Source organism: Anaerococcus sp. HMSC065G05 (assembly GCF_001812365.1).
Taxonomy (GTDB): domain Bacteria; phylum Bacillota; class Clostridia; order Tissierellales; family Peptoniphilaceae; genus Anaerococcus; species Anaerococcus vaginalis.
Window position 1 is genome coordinate 43559 of the sequence record NZ_KV808688.1, and the last position, 18132, is coordinate 61690.

Below are 18132 nucleotides of genomic sequence, written 5' to 3' on the forward strand. Positions count from 1 at the left end.
GATTTTCTCTTTTTATTTTGTTTAAATTACCAGAAAAAATATTTTTTTTAAATAAAATTTTCAATTATATTTATTCAACGAAGTATTTTAAAGCCCAAATAATTGAAAAAAATATGCAGGCAAAAAAACCTAAAACACACAAGATATTGTGGCTCTTGTTTTAATATATCTATATATGGTATACTATAAGAGTATTAAAAAAGGAGTGCAAAATGGTTAAAGTTGTTAAAAGAAATGGTCAAAAGGTGGATTTTGACAAAGAAAAAATAAAAATAGCTATAGAAAAAGCTATGAATTCTCCAAATGGTGTTTATATAGAAAATCAAGCAGAAGAAATTGCAGATGAAATTGAAAAAAGAGCAGAAAATAAAAGAGAAATTTCAATTTATCAAATCGAAGATCAAGTTTATTATAAATTAATCGATAAAAAAAATCCTGCAACAGCAAAATCATACGAAGCTTACAGGTCAGTCCATGCTTATAAAAGAGAAGCAAATACAACAGATGATGATATAATAGGTCTACTTGAAAGAACAAATATTGATGTAATGGATGAAAATTCCAATAAAAATCCATTGATTGCATCAACTCAAAGAGATTTGATAGCAGGAGAAGTGTCAAAAGATTTGGCAAAAAGAAAATTAATTGACGCAGACCTTGTAGAAGCTCACGAAGATGGAGCAATACATATTCACGATCTTGATTATTTGATTCAACCAATTTTTAATTGCTGTTTGGTAAATATGAAAGATATGTTAGATAACGGAACAGTTATAAATGGAAAGACAATTGAAACGCCCAAATCTTTTCAAGTAGCTTGTAATGTTATGACTCAAATTATTGCCCAAATCGCCTCAAATCAATATGGTGGTCAATCAATAAATATTTCATGTCTTTCAAAATATTTGGAAGTTTCCTATAATAAAAATTATAAGTTAGCAAAAGAAATTTTATCAAATGATGATGAGATAAAGGCAATGGCTAAAAAATTAACTCAAAGAGATTTGGAATCTGGAATTCAAACTATCCAATACCAAATCAATACTCTTATGACATCAAACGGCCAAGCACCTTTTGTTACCTTGTTCATGCACACAGACGAAAATGATCCATACTTGGACCAAACTGTAAGAATAATTGAAGAAATTTTAAAACAAAGATTACAAGGAATAAAAAACGAAGCAGGAGTTTATGTAACACCAGCTTTTCCAAAATTAATCTATGTTTTGGATGAAAATAATATAAAAAAAGAAAGCAAATATTACTACTTAACAGAATTATCTATAAAATGTACAGCAAAAAGAATGTATCCTGATTATATTTCAGCCAAAAAAATGAGAGAAAATTACGAAGGAAATGTATTTTCTCCAATGGGATGCAGGGCATTTTTGCCACCATACAAGGATGAAAATGGAAATTATAAATTTGATGGCAGATTTAATATTGGAGTTTGCACAATCAATCTCCCACAAATTGGAATTCTTGCAAAAAATGATGAAGAAAAATTCTTTGAAATTTTAAATAAGAGAATGGATCTTGTAAAAAGAGTTGGAATTTTAAGATATGAACATTTAAAAAATGTAACAAGCGATTCATCTCCAATTCATTTCCAACACGGAGCAATAGCAAGACTTAAACCTCATCAAAGAATAGAACCACTTTTAAAAAATGCTTACGCAACAGTTACCATTGGATACATTGGAATATATGAAGCATGTAAACTTGTAAAAGGAGTAAGTCATACAAGTAAAGAGGGAAAAGAATTCGCCCTTAAAATAATGGACTTATTAAATAAGAAAAAACAAGAATGGATAAAAGAAACAGGACTTCAATTTGCAGTTTATGGAACTCCAGCAGAAAATCTTACAAATAGGTTTGCCTCAATCGATAGAAAAAGATTTGGAGATATTAAAGATGTAACCGACAAGGGTTATTACACAAATTCTTTCCATGTTGATGTAAGAGAAAATATATCAGCTTTTGAAAAATTTGATTTTGAATCAGAATTTCAAGACCTATCATCAGGAGGATGTATTTCCTATGTAGAAATTCCAAATATGGCAAACAATTTAAAGGCTCTTGGAACAATCGTTGAATATATTTATAACCATATCCAATACGCAGAATTTAATACAAAATCAGATTATTGTGCAGAATGCGGTTATGATGGAGAAATGCTTTTAGATGAAGATAACGAATGGTATTGTCCACAATGTGGCAATAAAGACAGGGCAAAACTAACAGTCGTAAGAAGAACTTGCGGATATTTGGGAGAAAATTTCTGGAACGAAGGAAGAACAAAAGAAATAAAAGCAAGAGTTTTGCATATATAATAAAAAGTCTACGGTAGTAGACTTTTTTTATGGAGGATTTATGAGATACGGGCAAATTAGAAAATATGATGTGGCAAATGGGCCTGGGATTAGGACTTCATTTTTTGTCACAGGCTGTCATGCAAATTGCAAAAATTGTTTTAATAAAGAATATATGAACCCAAATTTTGGAAATTTGTGGACAGATGAACAAACTCAAGAGATAATTTCCTATTTAAAAAAAGATGAGATAGAAGGTCTTACTATTTTGGGAGGAGAACCTTTCGAATCGACAGAAGATTTGATTCAAATTGTAAAAAAAATTAGGGAAGAATCAGACAAGTCGATTTGGATTTTTTCGGGATTTTTATATGAAATTTTGGTAAATATTGAAAATGCAAAAAAACTTTTGTCTATGTGCGATGTATTGGTCGATGGACTTTTTATTGAAGAATTAAAAGATTTGAGATTGAAATTTAAAGGCTCATCAAATCAAAGAACAATTGATATTAAAAAATCTTTAGAAAATGGAAAAGTAATCCTCTTAGATGGGTATAATTAAAATAGAAATCAATTTAGGAGGATTAAATGGAAATAAATAAAAAAAGAAAGGTACTTGGTGGAGTTGTTATTGCAATAATTGCAATCATTGCTTTAGCAGTAATATTTTTGATTCCATCATACAATGGACTTGTAAAACAAAAAGAACAACTTGACGAATCATATGCACAAGTTCAAAATGTTGTTCAAAGAAGAGCAGATTTGATACCAAACCTTGTAAATACTGTAAAAGGATATTCAAAACACGAAAAAGATACCCTAACAGAAGTAACAAATGCAAGATCAGGAATAAAAAATGCAAAAGGCCCAAAAGAATTAGCAGAGGCAAATGAACAAATGTCCCAAGCGATTAGAAGTATCAATGTAGTTGCTGAGGCCTATCCAGATTTAAAGGCTGATAAGCAATTTACCCAACTAATGGATGAGCTTGCTGGAACAGAAAATAGAATTTCAGTAGAAAGAAAAAATTATAACTCAGAAGTAAAAGCATACAATACAAAAGTCAAATCATTTCCAACAAGTATTTTTGCAAAAATGATGGGATTTGATAAGGCAGAATATTTTGAAGCCGACGCATCAGCCCAAGATGCCCCAAAAGTGAATTTCGGTAGCTAGGTAGATTATGAGAAAAAGAAAGAATATAATAGTAACTATTTTATTTGCCTTTATTCTTCTTTTTCTACCTCAAAAATCTTTTGCAGATGATTTGCCACAATCGCCAAATACTTATTACTATGACGAACTCAATTTAATAAACCAAGAAACCAAAGACCATCTTACAAAAGTAAACAAAGAACTTGAACAAAAAACAGGAGCTCAAGTAATTTATGTTTCCCTAAAAGATGTAGAAGATCAGCCAATGCAAGTTGGAACAGATCTTTTAAATAAATGGAAAATTGGAGATAAAGAAAAAAATAATGGAGTTTTGATTTTAATTTCCCAAAGAAAAGGCCAAGATAAAAAAGATATTTCTATTATCACAGGCTATGGAATAGAGGGAAGATTAAACGATGGTAAAGTTGGAAGAATAATCGATGAATATATGCTAGATTATATGAGAGATGGAGATTTTTCCAAAGGAATTACAGAAGGATTCAATGCAATTGTTTCACAAATTGCAGAAGAATACCAAGTAGAATTGACTGGCGATTATGACGAATATGCTGATAGGCTAAGAGAAGATGAAGACGACGAAATAGATTTAAGAACATTAATAATAATATTTATAATTTTTATGATATTCTCAAGATTTTTCGCAAGGCGAGGAGGCTTTAGAAACGGAGGATATGGAGGCTTCGGCGGTGGCTTCGGAGGATTTTCAGGAGGATCTTTTGGAGGATTTTCTGGAAGCTCTGGAGGATTTTCTGGAGGAGGTTTCTCTGGTGGAGGAGGCTCATCTGGTGGCGGCGGAGCTAGCAGAGGAATATAAAATAAGTAAGCAAATAGATATCTATTTGCTTATTTTTTTGCAAATTTTTAATAATTTTAAAATTTTTAAATTCAAAATATCTAATTATTTTATTTCTTAATAAAATTCTTATATTTTAAATATTTTTACTTGACTTTATATATATATATATAATGGTGACATACAAATAATAATATTAAGGAGTGAATTATGAAAAATAATAAAAAACTTGTAATGGGTTCAGTTGTAGCCCTAGCACTATCAGTTGGTGTACTTGCACCTAACTTAACAAAAGCTGAAGAAACAGCTACACCAAATACAACAACTATGACTGATAAAACAAATGATGCACCTGGAAAAACAGATGCACAAAAAATCAGTGAAGCACAAGCTAAAGCTAAAAAACAATTAGATGACGCAGGAGTACCATTCGAAGCACAAAAAGATGTTCTTGCTTATCCAAATAATGTTTATAATATTGAACAAAAAACTAAAGAAATCTTAGCTGAAAAGAAGAAAAATGATGAAGAACTAGCTAAAACAGATTTAGGAAAAGCAAAATTAGCTGCTAAAGCTGAACTAAAAAAAGAAGGTTATCAATTAGGTTTATATGATAAAGCTATAAACGATGCTACAAGCCTATATGATATTGAAAAAGTAAAAGAAGATTTAAGAAAAAATAAAAGTCTAAAAACAATAGATCAATACAATAAAGAAGAAGCAGATAAAAAAGCAGAAGAAGATGCAGCAAAAAAACCATTAGCAGATGCAAAAGCAAAAGCATTAGCTGAACTTAAAGCAGCAGGACTTGGTAACGAGAAAAATGAGTACGTTAAAAGAGTTAATGAAGCTACAACAGTTTATGATGTAGAACAAGCAAAAGAAGCTGGAATCGAATGGGCAAAAGAAAACCTAACAACAATTGACGATTGGAATGAAAAAGAAAACGCAAAAACAAGAAGATTGACAATTGATGAATGGCTAAAATTACAAGAAGAAAAAGAAAAAGGTGAAAAACCAGGCGAAAAAGATCCAGAAAAGCCAGGCGAAAAAGACCCAGAAAAACCAGAAGACGATAAGAAACCAAAAGTAACAATAGACGAATGGCTACTAATCAATGCTAAAAAAGACGCAATAGAAGAATTAAAAGCAGCTGGAATAACAAGTGACTTCTATTTCAATTTAATCAACAAAGCAAAAACAATTGAAGGCGTAGAAGCATTGAAAAATGAAATCTTGAAAGCTCACGCAGAAAAACCAGGTGAAGAAGATCCAGAAAAACCAGGTGAAAAACCAGAAGAAACAAAAAATGGATTTGATACAGAAAGAGAAGCTAGAATAGCAGCTGAAAAAGCATTAGAAAATGATCCAGTAAATAAGTCATACACAATAACACAAGGAGCAGATGGAAGATATTACTTCAGATTATTCTACAAAGAAGAAGGAAAGAAACCAGAAGAAGGCAAAAAGCCAGAAGAAGGTAAAAAACCTGAGGAAGGTAAAAAACCAGAAGAAGGTAAAAAGCCAGAAGAAGGTAAAAAACCTGAGGAAGGTAAAAAACCAGAAGAAGGAAAGAAACCAGAAGAAGGTAAAAAACCAGAAAACAAGAAAAAAACACAACCATCAAAAGTTGTAAACAACAAAGCTAACAACGTTCAAACAGGTGTAGCAGGACTTACAGGCGTTGTAGCAACACTTGCAGCATCAGCAGTAGCACTTTTCAAATCAAAAAGAAAATAATTTATTATAAATAAAAAGTAAAGTATCTCTCTCAAGAAAATATCCTGAGAGGGATATTTTTTTGTGAATCTTAATAATTTTTATTTTACTGATAGTTTCAAAATTCAAAATATTTAATGAAAAATGATATAATAAACTAAGGTGATTTAATGTATATAAAAACTTCTGTTAGAAAACTTATAGAATTTGTTATGAGAAGTGGGGATATTGATAATTCCTTTAGGGACAATAATAGGATGGTCGAAGGAATCAAGGCCCATCAAAAAATTCAAAAATCTTATGATAAAAATTACCAAGCTGAATTCTATCTTAAAAACATTACTAAAATTGATGATATGGAATTTCACGTTGAGGGTAGGGCTGATGGTCTTTTGAAAAAGAAAGGCAAAATAATTATTGACGAAATAAAATCTACCACAAGAAATCTAGACAAATTGGATGATTCAAATAAACTACACTGGGCTCAAGCTTTTTGCTATGGGTATTTTTATGGTGTAAAAAATGATTTGAAAAATATTACTATAAGGCTAACTTATGTATCATTAGATGATTATAAGACAAAAACTTTTGAAAAGGAAAAAAGTCTTGACGAGCTTTATGAATTTTACATAAATTTATTAAAAGAATATATTAATTTCTCAAAAATTTTATCTAAAAACCTTGAAAAAAGAAATATCAGTGCAAATAATTTGACTTTTCCCTATGATGGTTACAGAAAAGGGCAAAGGAAGATGGCTGTTGCTGTTTATAGGGCGATTCTTGATAAGAAAAATTTGTTTGTAGATGCTCCGACTGGAACTGGAAAGACTATTTCAACAATTTTTCCTGCTGTAAAATCTTTGGGAGAAGGCTTGACCGACAAAATTTTCTACCTAACTTCAAAAAATACAACGGCAAAAGAAGCTCTAAAATCTTTGTATTTGTTGAAAGAAAAAAATTTATCGATCAAGGCAGTTTCTATTACAAGCAAAGAGAAAATTTGCTTAAATGATGAAATTTCTTGCAACCCTGAATCTTGCCCTTTTGCAAGGGGGCATTTTGATAGGGTAAATGATGGACTAAAAGATATTTTGGAAAATGAGGACATAATGGACTATGACATCATCACTTCTTATTCGGAAAAACACAGGCTTTGTCCCCTAGAGTTTGAGCTTGATATCTCCTTGTACTGCGACATAATAATTTGTGATTATAATTATGTTTTTGATCCAAATGTTTATTTGAGAAGATTTTTTGATGATAGTCTTGATGAATATTTGTTTTTAATTGATGAGGCTCACAATCTATTGGAAAGGTCAAGAAAGATGTTCTCCCATAATTTTGTTGATTCTGATTTTATGGAATTAAGAAAATCTATGGATATAAAAAAGGATTTGAAAATTATAAAATCAATTGATTCAATTTTGGATGAATTTGAAAAGATGTATAAAAATTATGGGAAAAAATTGTTTTATTATTCGACTGATAATAATGATGATTTTGACAAAAAACTCATGGCTTTATCAAAAAAATTGGAAAAAGTTTTGATAAAGGATAAAAAAAGAGAAGATTATGATAAAATAGAAGATATGTTTTTTGAAATAAACCATCATCTAAAAATTTCTGATAATTTTAGGGAGGGTTTTTATCAAACATTGACCTATGATGAAAATTCTATGGAAAAAATTTATGAAATCAAGTGCATTGATCCTTCAAAAGTTTTAAAAGAGAAATATAAACTTGCAAGGGCAAGCATATTTTTTTCTGCAACTCTTTCTCCAATGGATTTTTATAGAAAAATGCTTGGAGCAGATGATAGTTTGAAAGTTCATTTGGATTTGCCCTTTGATAAGAAAAATTTTGCCATTTTTGCAAGCCCAATTTCTACTAGGTATAAAGATAGAAATAATAACTTAATGGATATAGCTGACCTTATCCACGAATTTATCAGTGCAAAAAAAGGAAATTATTTTATATTTTTCCCTTCATTTTCATATCTAACGGATGTTTATGAATATTACAAGGATAATTTTAATGACGAAATTTTAGTTCAAGAAAGGTCCATGTCCCCGATAGAAAGACACAAATTTTTGCAAAATTTCACTTACGAAAGCCAAAAAACTGCATTTTTGGTTTTGGGTGGAATTTTTTCTGAGGGAGTTGATTTGAAAGGCGATAGGCTAATTGGCTCAATGGTAATTTCAGTTGGAATGCCGGGAGTAAGCGACGAGAGAAATTTAATAAAAAATCATTTTGACGAAATTTCTCACAATGGTTTTGATTATTCATACACCTATCCGGGCTTAAATAAAATTTTCCAAGCAGCAGGAAGGCTAATCAGAGGAGAAAAAGACAAGGGAATAATTTATTTGGTAGATGATAGGTTTTTGTGGGATAAGTACAGAAGGCTTTATCCTAGACATTGGTCAAATATAAGAGAAGTAAAAAATAAAAAAGAATTAAAAATCTTGATTGAAAGATTTTGGAATAGAGGAGAATAAATGAGAGAAAAACCAATAAAAGATGTAGAAATAATAGATATGTCTTATCCAAATATTTCTATAGGAAAAATTGACGAAGAAAAGACTGTCCAATTTAAGGGCGGACTTTTGGGACAAAATGTAAGAGTAAAAATAACCAAAAACAGGGGCAAGAATAAAAAAGGAAAATTTATGGAAGTTTTGGAAGAATCCAAAATAGAAAATGCCAAAGAATTTTGCCCTCATGCAGGAATTTGTGGTGGTTGTTCTTACCAAAAAATGGGATATGAAACAGAGCTTTTATTAAAGCATGATATGATAAAAAAACTTTTGAAAAATTCTCATATTGATATTGCAGATCTTTCAATCATTAGAAGTCCAAAAATAAAAGAATACAGAAATAAAATGGAATACACTTTTGGGGATTCTTACAAGGACGGGCCACTTGTTTTGGGACTTCACAGGCAAAATAGATTTTATGAAATTGTCGATACAGACGGGTGTAATATAGTTGATAGCGATTTTGAAACAATAAGAAAACATGTACAAAAATATTTTAGAGAAAAAAATACAAGTTTTTATCACAAAAAAGCTCATACAGGACTTTTGCGCAATTTAATAGTAAGAAAAGCACTTCACACTGGAGAAATAATGGTAGTCCTTGTGACAAGCTCAGACAAATCTTTTGATCCAATGAGAAGAGATTTATTTGCCCATAATCTTTTAAATGCAAAAACCAAGGGGAGAATTGTTTCAATTTATCATGTGATTAACGATAGTTTGTCAGATGCAGTAAAAGTAGATTCAATCGAACTTTTATTTGGAAAAAAATATATAGAAGAAAAAATGAACGATTTAAAATTTCAAATTTCCCCATTTTCATTTTTCCAACCAAATGTATATACAGCAGAAAAAATCTATCAAAAAGCAATAGAATTATCAAATGTAGATAAAAACAAAAACGTCCTAGATTTATATTCAGGAACAGGAACTATAACTCAACTATTTGCAAAATCCGCAAATAAAGCTATGGGAATAGAAATAATAGAAGAAGCAGTAGAAAAAGCCTTCGATAATGCAAAAGAAAATGAAATAGAAAATATAAACTTTATAGCAGGAGATGTTTTAGAAAAAATAGACCTAGTAAAAGGAAAATACGACATAGTAGTAATAGACCCACCAAGAGAAGGCATTCACCCAAAAGCAATCAAAAAAATAATAGACATAGCTCCAGAAGAATTTGTCTACATATCCTGCAACCCAAAAACCCAAGTAAGAGACCTAGAAATCTTCATAAAAAGCGGCTACAAAATAAAAAAATACCAAGCCTTCGACCAATTCCCTAGGTCAAGGCATGTGGAGACTATAGCGTTGATACAAAAGATGTAAATTTAGAAATCCTGCATTTTAAGCAGTTTTATAAGCATTTTGTATTTGAAAAAGATGAAGAAGGATACGTCAAAAAGACTCAAAAAAATTACATGTATGTAAGAGTAGTTTTGCAACTGGTATGAGGAGACACAAAAATATAATTAACCCATTTTGTACTTTCTACAAGAGTAGCTTAAAAGGCTGCTCTTTTTTATTAAAGGGAGTAATATTTCGTTACATCCTTTTTCAAAAAATGGAAAACTCATAAGCAACTTTACATATTCGCTTTTATAACATATAATAAAAGCGTAAACGAGAGGAGGCAGACTATGGATACGCTTAAAGAATATATACAAGAAAATTTAGTAATCACCAACAAAGAAGCAGAAGAACTTGGATATACTAGGCATAATTTATCAGAATTAACAAAAATCGGACAATTAGAAAGATTAAGACCGGGACTATATCAATTAAAAGGAAAAGTTATAGACGATTTTATTTTAATATCATCAAATAGTAATCGAATTATATTTTCCCATCAAACAGCCCTCTACCTTCACGACCTATCCGATAGGACTCCAAATGTATTTCATATATCTGTACCCCAAGGCTACAATGCCAGCCATATCAAAAAGAGGTACGAAGATCTACAAGTTCACTATGTAAAAAAAGATTTATACGAAATAGGAAAGACAGAAATAAAATCACCACAAGGCAATCTCATACCAGTTTATGATATTGAAAGAACGGTTTGCGATATCATAATTGACAGAGAAAAAATAGATAAGCAAATTTTCACAGAAGCAATAAAAAGATACTTTAAATCACCAAATAAAAACCTAAGACGATTAATAAAATACGGTAGACTATTTAAAATAGAAGATGAAATTAGAAAATACATGGAGGTATTATCATGATTAATATCGAGAGTATAAAGGGCAAGATAAGAAGTCTTGCAGAGAAGAAAAATCTGAAGTCGCAAGAAGTTTTGCAAATATATTTTTTTGAAAGATTTTTAGAAAGGCTATCTAAATCAAATTACAAAAATAATTTTGTAATAAAAGGAGGATTCTTAATATCTTCCTTAATTGGAATTGAAAATAGAACAACTATGGACATGGATACAACCATTAAAGGCATAGCACTAAAAGAAGAAAAAATAAAAGAAATAATAGAAGAAATTATAAATATCAATGTAGATGATGGAATAAGATTTGAAATAAAGGACATTAGTTATATTAGAGAAGAGGATGAGTACGAGAACTTTAGAATTTCACTAATAGCAAATGTTGGAAAAACTAAAAATCCAATGAAACTAGACCTAACAACAGGAGATGCAATAACACCAAAAGAGATAGAATACACCTATCCATGTATATTTACCAAAGAAGATATAAAAATAATGGCATATCCATTAGAAACAATTCTCGCAGAAAAATATGAAACCATAATCAGAAGAAATATAACAACAACACGAATGAGAGACTTTTACGACCTGTATACCCCCTACAAATTAAAAAAAGATGAGATAGATTATAAAATTTTAAAAGAAGCAATAGAAAGAACTTCCGACAAAAGAGGAAGTCAGGAGATAATCAAAGACTATGAGGAAATAATCAAGGACATAAAAGAAGATTCATACCTAAGATCCTTGTGGGATGTATATCTCAGTGAAAATAAGTATATTGGAGATCAGAAGTTTGATAAGGTTGTTGGTGTAGTGAGAATTATTTCAAATAGAATTAATTAGATGTAATATTCCAGACACTGTTTGGAAATTATAGACAAGAAAATATTAAGTATGAGAAGTAGATTAATCTACTTCTTTTTAAAAACTTAAATGCATTTTAATGAGAACGTTTTTATATTAAACCGACATTTAATGGTATAATATAATAAATATTAATTTTCAATGTAGGGTATATAGAGAATTTTTAGTTATAAAAGATTATTCAAAAACTAATAGAATTAATATTACAAAAAGAACTTGATGAAAATAGCAAAATTTGTAAAAGTTTATTTTATAAAATGAAGAATGGGCAAAATGTGACTACGGATGTTTTGCTTAGGATTTGCAATGCTTTGGATTGTGATATTGAAGATATTATGGAGTGCGTAATTATTGAAGATGTAAGGAGAATGGGAGTCTAAGTTTACAGTCATAGATTTATTTTCAGGAGCTAGAGGGATTATCTAAGGGATTTTTAGACGCTGTTATTTATGTCGATAACATAGATATATTTGTAGCAATAAATGAATGAGGCGGAAAATGGAAGATAAAAAGTTAAAGTTTATTGACCTTTTTGCTGGCTAGGAGGTAAACACATGTGGAAAGATAGTGAAACGGAACTTGATTTTCTGGATTATGATTATTTAATACAAACGGTTCAAAGTATTATTACAGATGATACTCTTTTGCCTGCCAGTATTGGAGTATATGGCGATTGGGGAAGTGGAAAGTCAAGTCTGATGTATATGTGTAAAGAATGTTTGATTAAAGAAGATGATAAAATAAAGTGCTTGGTATTTAATGGTTGGTTATTTGAAAATTACGAAGATGCAAAAACGGCGATATTAGGCACTATTCTTGATGAGATAAGCAAAGAAAAAAACTTAACTGACGAGGCTAAAGGTATTATTAAAGGTCTATATAAAAGTGTTGATAAGTTTAAATTGGTAAAGGGTGTATTAAAGTATGGGACTGATTTTCTAGTGACAGGGGGAATTGGTTCTTTACTTGGTATTACAATAAACCAAGCTTTAAAAAGCACTCAAGAAAAAATAGAAGTTACCAATTTAGAAAAAATTCAATCTAATATTGAAAATGAATTAAACAATAAAGAATTACGTGAAGATATTAAAAAGTTTCAAAAAGAATTTGCGTCTTTATTGGAAAAAACGAAAATCAGCCGTTTAGTTGTTTTTATAGATGAATTGGATAGATGTAGACCAGATACTATTTTAGAAACGCTTGAAGCGATAAAGTTATTTCTTTTTGAGGGAAAAGTCGCTTTTGTTATAGGCGCTGACGAGCGTCATATTTCGTATGCAGTTAAAAGTAAATTTAAAGATATTGAAGGTATTCAGATTGATATTGGAAAAGAATATCTTGAAAAATTGATACAGTATCCCATCCGCATTCCACAATTAAATGCAGAGGAGGTAGAAATTTACATTGCTTGCTTGCTTTTGCAATCAGAATTACCAGAAGACGATTTTCAAAAGGCTCTATCATGGATAGTTGAGAAGAAAAAAGAGGATTTCGAGAGGTTTAAGATTGAATCAGTTATAACTTTATTTTCTGATAAAGAAGATGGTTACTCAAATATTGTAGAATCACTTTCTATTGCAAATCAATTAGCATTTGTTTTATCTAATGGATTGCATGGAAACCCTCGTCAGTGTAAACGATTCTTGAATTCCATGTATATGAGATTGCAAATGGCTTCTTACAAGAATAAGCAGCTGGATAGAAAAATTCTTGCAAAGATAATGATGTTGGAATATATAAAACCTAGAATTTTTAATAAAATAGCCGAGATGGCAGCAGATAATAGTTTAAGTAAGGAATTAGAATTGTTTGAGAATGGTACTCCTGAAAAAACCGATAAGTTGAAAATTTGGAAGGAAGATAATTGGTTTTTAAATTGGTGTAAAATAAATCCAAAATTATCTGAGGAAAATCTTAATACGTATTTTTACTTTACGAGAACTTCATTGGATGAAAAAATTAGTCGTATATCATCTTTTCTTTCGCCAGCAGCACAAGAAATATTGGAACAACTACTTTCAAAATCAGATGTTAAAATTCAACAAGCTATTAAATCTGTTGCAAATATATCAGACTCTGATGCGGCTGCAATTCTTGAAGCCATGTATTCTTCCATGATAGCTGAAACAACAATATCCAAAGAACTGATGAAATCATTTTTGCTATTTGCGCAGCAAAGAACAGAACTAACCAATGATACTCTTAGTTATTTACAATCGTTTAGTGGATCGCAAATTAATCTCGGTTGTATAAGTTATATAGCTGATTATGCAGATAAAATGAGTAAGAAAGTAGAAATTTTAGAGATAGCATCTCAATGGGATAAGAATAAGTCTGGATTACAAAATAGCATAGAGAAGCTATTAGAAAAATAGTATAAAAGGAGGGTGATTATGGGAACATCAAGTATTTTCAATGGAAGGAATGATAGAAATCCCTTATTGCCAGAAGATTATAACCCTAATCAAGATGAAGGCACTGATGTAACGAAACCAGTCAAATGGAAAACTGTTAAGTCAGATATGTCAAAGTATATCAATAGTGGAGGTACGTACGGTTCTGCAAAGCATATTGCACGCCAGTATGTTAGAGCGGCTGGTGGATCCAGAAACATGGCTTCACAGGCATACTCTGGAAGAAAAGCCGGAGGAAATCTTGGGAATCTTTTTAATGGAATTTTTACTAATGGCGTAAAAGTAACATTTAAGAATCTTGGTATTGAATATGAAGGTAAATCTGTAGAGGAGATTTTTTCTGGGTTAGTAGATGTAATTGCACCAAATTCAAGCACTAAAGAAGATATCGTGGCAAAGGAAGCTACACAAGCAGCTCTGTCTAAAGTATTTGATTATGTTGAAAATAATTCGATGGATATAGACTGTCTTAATAATATGTCATTTGAATTAATGCATGAAGCTTTAAAGGAATATGTTGGTGCATATATTTGGATTACTATGATGAAGGATTTAGGCAGTCGATTAGAAATGTATATAACTAATGCGGATGATTCATATGCTATGGAATGTGAATTTAAAGATATGATTATGGGAATTGTAGATGTTGAGTTTAATAAGCAAGGTAATATAATAAACAAAAATATTTCATCTACAATTAGAGATATGCATGAATGCTGTTTGAAAGTTATGGAGGGAATCTTATGAAAATAGTTTGTCGCATAAATAAAAAAGATACTTTTAAAGTTGATGAACAAGCAACAAATGTTGATTTTTTCGACTTCAATTCTTTTTCGTATACATTTTGGAAGAATAAAAATAAGTTACCTTATTGGTATAGTCAACAAGCGTTAGATTTGCTTTACATTTCTATGGCTGTTTTTTCGGCAGATAGATTATGTTTAAGAAAAAATGCACATGATGGATGGAGTAGAGAGTTTTCGGTATTTATGCCTATTTTAGAATATGATATGTGGCAAAATGCAAAATCAACACTTGAGGAAATGTTGAATTTTTTAAGTGGAGATAAATGGACTTTTATTTTTAGAAGAAGAGAGCAATCTGAAGAGGAAAAGATAAACTACGATAAATGGGAAAAATCAAAACAAAAAATAAAAAACTATGATCAAATTTGTATGTTTTCAGGTGGAATGGATTCGCTCATTGGTGCAATTGATTTGTTGGAAAGTAATAGTGATAAAACTTTATTTGTGAGTCATTATGGTGGGGGGAAAGGAACAAAGGAATTTCAAGATATTCTTAAAGAAAAGTTTATTAATCAATATTCATTAGAATCAAGAGATTTTCATCAGTATTATGCAAAGGTTGTATCAGGTGTTGAAGACACTACAAGAACACGTTCTTTTATGTTTTTCTCTCATGCATTAGCAGTTGCATCTTGTTTGAGAAAGCAAGTTCATCTGATTATACCAGAGAATGGATTTATTTCACTAAATATTCCTAGTACATTTTCTCGAATAGGTACTAGTAGCACGAGAACAACACACCCGCATTATATGAGTTTGTTTCAAAAGTTGTTAGATTTAATTGAACTCAAAGTAAAGCTAGTTAATCCATATCAATTCAAAACAAAAGGTGAAATGCTATTGGATTGTAAAAATCAGCCTTTTGTTAAAAAAAATTTAGAGAATACAATGTCTTGTTCACATCCAGATAATGGTAGAATGCAAAAGGAAAAGGAAGCTCGACATTGTGGTTACTGTTTGCCTTGTGTAATAAGACAAGCAGCTGTTATGCGTGCAGGTATTGTAGATAAAAGTTCTTATAGGGATAATAAATTCATTGGAGGTAATGTTTCTAGAACCTGTTTAAATTCTTATCGTTTAGGGTTAAGAAAATTTAATCCTAAGTACGCTTTTATGACCATTCAATCTAGTGGAGCAATAAAAGATAATATTGAAGATTATACGAATTTGTATATTAGAGGTATGGAGGAATTAAAAACATATTTGGAGGAATTGGATGACTGATTTTTATATGGATATGCATATGCACTTTGATTTATATAAAAATAAATATGAAGTTTTGAAATATATTGAGGATAAGAAGTCTTATACGATTGCAGTTACTAATTTACCAGATTTATATAAGAAATATTATGCAGAGAACTGGAATTATAAATATATAAGATTAGCATTGGGATTTCATCCAGAACTGGCGGCACAATATAATGACCAAATTAGAACCTTTAAAAAATTCTTTCAAACAACAAGTTATATTGGAGAGGTTGGCTTGGATTATTCTGTAAAAAATATTAGAAATATAGAAAAACAAAAAGAAGTATTTAAACAGATTATTGATTTATGTAAGTCTGATAAAAAAAAGATAATAAGTGTTCATACAAGAAAAGCAGAAAGGGACTGCCTAAAGATTCTTGATGGATTTGAGGGAAGAGTAATATTGCATTGGTACACTGGTAATTTAAGAGATTTAAAAATTGCAATATCTAGAGGATATTTTTTCTCTATAAATCAACAGATGATAAAGAGTCAAAACGGAAAAAATATTATTAATATGATTCCGATTGATAGAATAGTCATTGAAAGCGATGCTCCATTCACGGATGGACTTCATACAACTTATAATATCTCTTTTATGAATGATATTATTGAATATTTACATATTAGTAAAGAGTTAGATAAACAATTTATTTATGCAAAATTACAAGAGAATTTTAGAAAAATTCTCTTGTAATTTATAATGAAATCAGTTACCTCTCTATCTCCTTACCCATATATTTCTCATAATTTTTTCTGATTTGAAAAAGGTCTTTCATATCGGATTTGGTAGAAGAATACTCTTGCATAAGGGTATTCTTTTTTCTTGCAATTTATCAAGTCTATCTAAAATATCCTTTGAATTTGGCAGCTTTGAATGGGACTTTTTTAGTTCTGAAAGGGCATTTTCGTATAGGGCAATCTGAGCTTTGTACTCTTCAAAAAATGTCTTGTCAGACGGATTTGCCTTATATTCCCTGTAGTACGCCCTGTATTTTTTAACAGTATGAACCTGTTCCATAGTAGCAGAAAGCTCCTGTATTTCCTTATCAATAACCTTGATTTTATCCTGTAAATTTTGCCTTTCATCGGCTGATTTTTGGATGTACTCATCAAGTTGCTTAACGGATTTAATACCTTGTTCTCTGAGAAAGATAACAGACTCAGCCATTGTATTAAGGTTATGTTTGGTTGCCCAATATTCATAGCCTTTGCTTTCTTTTACCTTCACATTAGTGTTCATATCAATAACATTGCCAATGCGTTTTTTGACAGTAGGGGTTTTAATAGACGATATTTCTGCAATGTGTTCTTTTAACCTTTCTTCGGTATAATCTTCTCCGATTGTTTTAGATCTTGTAAATCTCGGCTTATCTTTCGGTTTAAAAGCAATGTGTTTGCCATACTTAATTTCATAGCCAAGATCAGCTATTTTCTTTAGAAAATCGTCCCAATCCTTAGACTATTTTATCAAATGATAAATGTCAAATTGAAGTCTGTTTTTCCAAGAAGTACATGTATTAAATTGCTCATATTCGTACCAAGATTTACCAGCAGTTTTATATTTTCTTTTGTAAGCTTCATAATATTCATCAATGACTGAAAGCTTATTTTTTTTACATAACTCATCACTTTGATACCTGATTTTATGATAAGTTTTTTTATTAGATTGGTAGCACTTACCAGTCTTGTAATTAACATTATTAAAAATAATATGGTTATGGATATGTCCTCTATCTATATGAGTTGCAAGAACAAATTCATAATCTTCTTTTAAAATTCTCTTGCATAATTCCATTCCAATTTCGTGAGCTTTTATAGGATCAACCTCTCCTGGCAGAAAAGATTGAATTAAATGTCTAGCCAAAACTATTCCTTTAGTATCATTGTCTTCTCGTGTTTTCATAAACTGAATATGGGCAGTAGATGGGTGTCATTTGAATGAAGATACCAAGACCTTTTCATCAGTTTTTTCACTCTTAGGAATGTAGTCTATTGCCAAATTTAGAGTTGATTTTATAGGATGTATTTTTGTAATT

Annotated in this window: 13 protein-coding genes and 2 pseudogenes; 14 read left to right on the plus strand and 1 reads right to left on the minus strand. The window is 30.3% G+C overall.

The features are described from left to right. Positions 1-212: 212 nt before the first annotated feature. From nrdD to qatD, 14 genes and pseudogenes are all read left to right on the plus strand, one after another. A complete protein-coding gene (gene nrdD / locus HMPREF2852_RS00825; RefSeq protein ID WP_070605176.1) occupies positions 213-2333 on the plus strand; it encodes an anaerobic ribonucleoside-triphosphate reductase in 2121 nt (706 codons plus the stop codon). Between the two features lie 40 nt (positions 2334-2373). Continuing rightward, a complete protein-coding gene (gene nrdG, locus HMPREF2852_RS00830) occupies positions 2374-2874 on the plus strand; it encodes an anaerobic ribonucleoside-triphosphate reductase activating protein (RefSeq protein ID WP_070605179.1) in 501 nt (166 codons plus the stop codon). 26 nt (positions 2875-2900) lie between these two features. Continuing rightward, complete coding sequence (locus HMPREF2852_RS00835; RefSeq protein WP_070605181.1) at positions 2901-3488, plus strand: LemA family protein; 588 nt, start codon at positions 2901-2903, stop codon at positions 3486-3488. A gap of 7 nt (positions 3489-3495) precedes the next feature. Beyond that, entirely contained in the window at positions 3496-4302 is an 807-nt protein-coding gene (locus HMPREF2852_RS00840) for a TPM domain-containing protein (RefSeq protein WP_070605184.1), read from the plus strand. Between the two features lie 189 nt (positions 4303-4491). Beyond that, positions 4492-6021 (plus strand): albumin-binding GA domain-containing protein, encoded by a 1530-nt coding sequence (locus tag HMPREF2852_RS09760; protein WP_070605187.1) that lies wholly within the window; start codon positions 4492-4494, stop codon positions 6019-6021. Between the two features lie 149 nt (positions 6022-6170). Next, complete coding sequence (locus HMPREF2852_RS00850) at positions 6171-8501, plus strand: ATP-dependent DNA helicase (protein WP_070605190.1); 2331 nt, start codon at positions 6171-6173, stop codon at positions 8499-8501. After that, positions 8502-9869, plus strand: a complete 1368-nt coding sequence (gene rlmD / locus HMPREF2852_RS00855) for a 23S rRNA (uracil(1939)-C(5))-methyltransferase RlmD (protein WP_070605193.1) — start codon at positions 8502-8504, stop codon at positions 9867-9869. 311 nt (positions 9870-10180) lie between these two features. After that, complete coding sequence (locus HMPREF2852_RS00860) at positions 10181-10768, plus strand: type IV toxin-antitoxin system AbiEi family antitoxin domain-containing protein (RefSeq protein WP_070605196.1); 588 nt, start codon at positions 10181-10183, stop codon at positions 10766-10768. Further along, entirely contained in the window at positions 10765-11601 is an 837-nt protein-coding gene (locus tag HMPREF2852_RS00865; protein WP_070605199.1) for a nucleotidyl transferase AbiEii/AbiGii toxin family protein, read from the plus strand. The genes HMPREF2852_RS00860 and HMPREF2852_RS00865 overlap by 4 nt, the downstream gene beginning before the upstream one ends. A 180-nt stretch (positions 11602-11781) precedes the next feature. Beyond that, a pseudogene (locus HMPREF2852_RS10210) lies at positions 11782-12002 on the plus strand (helix-turn-helix domain-containing protein). Between the two features lie 174 nt (positions 12003-12176). Beyond that, positions 12177-13997: a KAP family P-loop NTPase fold protein gene (locus tag HMPREF2852_RS00870; RefSeq protein WP_070605204.1), complete on the plus strand. Its 1821-nt coding sequence runs from the start codon at positions 12177-12179 to the stop codon at positions 13995-13997. A gap of 18 nt (positions 13998-14015) precedes the next feature. Continuing rightward, on the plus strand, positions 14016-14783 hold the full coding sequence (locus tag HMPREF2852_RS00875) for a hypothetical protein (RefSeq protein ID WP_070605206.1): 768 nt from the start codon (positions 14016-14018) through the stop codon (positions 14781-14783). Further along, positions 14780-16066 carry a Qat anti-phage system QueC-like protein QatC gene (qatC, locus tag HMPREF2852_RS00880; protein WP_070605209.1) on the plus strand — a complete coding sequence of 429 codons (1287 nt, stop codon included), beginning with the start codon at positions 14780-14782 and terminating at the stop codon, positions 16064-16066. The genes HMPREF2852_RS00875 and qatC overlap by 4 nt, the downstream gene beginning before the upstream one ends. Then, positions 16059-16790: a Qat anti-phage system TatD family nuclease QatD gene (gene qatD / locus HMPREF2852_RS00885; protein ID WP_070605212.1), complete on the plus strand. Its 732-nt coding sequence runs from the start codon at positions 16059-16061 to the stop codon at positions 16788-16790. The genes qatC and qatD overlap by 8 nt, the downstream gene beginning before the upstream one ends. Positions 16791-16806: 16 nt before the next feature. On the opposite strand, the pseudogene HMPREF2852_RS00890 reads toward qatD, so the two are convergent. After that, positions 16807-18131, minus strand: a pseudogene (locus HMPREF2852_RS00890) (relaxase/mobilization nuclease domain-containing protein). Between the last annotated feature and the right edge of the window lies 1 nt (position 18132).